The following is a 1,646-nucleotide window of genomic DNA, read 5'->3' as shown; positions in this document are numbered from 1 at the left end:
TTGCAGAACGAGGCCGATCCGCCGCCGCAGTGCCTTCTCGGCTCGTCTCCCCCCGCTGCGACGTCCGGCGAGGAGGTCGGCGCCGTCCAGCAGCGCCCGGCCGGCGTCCGGTCGCACCAACCCCGTGAGTGCCGCGGCGACGGTCGACTTGCCGGAACCGGACTCACCGACGAGTCCCAGCGTCGATCCGCGGCGGATCCGGAATGACACGTCCTTCACCGCGTGGACGGTCGACCTGCCGGTCGGGGTCGTGACGGGAAACCTCACGTCGAGCCCGGCGACCTCGAGCAGGACCGCGGCGTCGTCGGCTACCGGGGCCGGTCCGCTCTCTCCCACCAGCGGGCGAGCCTCGAGAAGTTCGCGGGTGTACGGCTGCCGGGGACGGTCGAACACCTCGAGGATCGGCGCCTGCTCGACGACCTCACCGTCGTGCAGGACGGTCACGTCGTCGGCCACCTGGCCGATTACACCGAGGTCGTGGCTGATCCACACGACCGCAGTACCGAAGTCACGTTGCAGGTCGCGGACCAGGTCGATGATCTGGGTTTGCGTGGTGACGTCCAGCGACGTGGTCGGTTCGTCGGCGATGAGCAGTTCGGGATCGCATGCCAGCGCGATTGCGATCATCACCCGCTGTCTCTGCCCTCCTGACAGTTGGTGCGGGTAGGAACCCAGTCTGGTTTCCGGATCAGGAAGGCCGACGGCCTCGAGTAGCTCGAGCGCACGGCCGCGGGCTTCCCGACGGGTCAGACGCCGATGGGCCTCAAGGGATTCCGTGATCTGACGTTCGAGGGTGAGCAGAGGGTTCAACGACGTGCCGGGGTCCTGGAAGACGAAGCCGATCCGGCCGCCGTGCACACCGCGCAAGGCCCGTGCCGACGCTCCGACGAGTTCAACCGAATCCCCTTGGCCGACGAGGATGCTCGAGCCGGAGACGACGGCGCCCGGCGCGTCGAGCAACCCTGTCGCAGCGAGCACCGTCATCGACTTGCCGGATCCCGACTCACCGACGATGCCGAGCGTTGCCTCGCGCTGAACCTCGAACGACACGTCGCGAACGATCTGCCCGCCGCCGATCCGCACGTGCAGGTCGGATGCCTTCAACACGGGCCCGTTCACTGCTTCCTCCGCGCTTCCAGCAGCGTGCGCTGTTTGGGATCGAGTACATCGCGCAACCCGTCGCCGAGAAGGTTGAAGGCGAGCACGATCACGAAGATCGCCGCGCCGGGGAACACGGCCATCCACCAGGCGAGGGTGACGAAGCCCTGGGAGTCGAAGATCATGCGCCCCAACGACGGTTCGGGTGGCTGGATGCCAAGACCGAGGAATGACAGCGCCGCCTCCGACAAAATGGCGAACGCCAGCGACAACGACGTCTGCACGATCAGCGGTCCCGCGATGTTGGGCAGGACGTGCCGCATCAGGATGTACGAGTGCCCGGTGCCCATGGTGCGCGACACCTGGACGAACGGCTCGACCCTGATGCTCAGCGCGCTTGCCCTGGCGACGCGCGCGAAGATCGGCGTGTAGACGACCCCGATCGCGAGCATGGTGGTGGTCTCGCCTGGACCGAGGATGGCGACGATCGCGAGCGCGAGCAGCAGCACCGGGAACGCGAACATGACGTCCACCACGCGCATGAACAC

General features: G+C 67.4%; 2 protein-coding genes. Both read right to left on the bottom strand.

Annotation, left to right across the window (positions count from 1 at the left end; all coding sequences use genetic code 11):
- Positions 1-1,107: ATP-binding cassette domain-containing protein (locus ACRDUX_RS13395; protein WP_526414516.1), on the bottom strand; the 1,107-nt coding region annotated here is incomplete at its 3' end.
- 8 nt (positions 1,108-1,115) lie between these two features.
- Positions 1,116-1,646: ABC transporter permease (locus tag ACRDUX_RS13390; protein WP_526414515.1), on the bottom strand; the 531-nt coding region annotated here is incomplete at its 5' end.

It is taken from the genome of Mycobacterium sp., assembly GCF_050701675.1.
Classification (GTDB): Bacteria; Actinomycetota; Actinomycetes; order Mycobacteriales; family Mycobacteriaceae; genus Mycobacterium.
This window is presented reverse-complemented; position numbering and strand designations above follow the sequence as displayed.